Source organism: Planococcus sp. RAB007_Raresut (assembly GCF_057369535.1).
The window spans coordinates 1-259 of sequence record NZ_JBXYIF010000168.1 but is presented as its reverse complement, the minus strand read 5'-3'; the positions used below and the strand labels follow the sequence as shown (position 1 = coordinate 259).

Here is a 259-nt window from a genome sequence, read left to right as displayed (position 1 = left end):
CGACAAGGCACTGGCCGAGTATTGGCAGGTCAACGAAATGCTTCACTTGGTCGTTCGGCAGAATCAATTGATGCTACATCGAAAGATACAGAAGGATTCTGGAATGAATCATTACCGGGCTTCAAGTCTTACACGATTGATGCTGACGGCGCATATGTCGAATCAGATGCAGCATACGAAGAACTCGAATCAGCGTTCTTAAATTCTGAAAATGTAGATGTCTATCTCGAAATGCCATCAGGCAAGCGATACGAAGGGA

The 259-nt window shown here is 45.2% G+C and carries 1 protein-coding gene; it reads left to right on the top strand.

Features of this window, described 5'->3' with window-relative positions; genetic code table 11:
- The coding region (locus AC2Q9J_RS18160) for a phage tail tube protein (RefSeq protein ID WP_499042112.1) at nt 1-259 on the top strand (259 nt) is incomplete at both ends.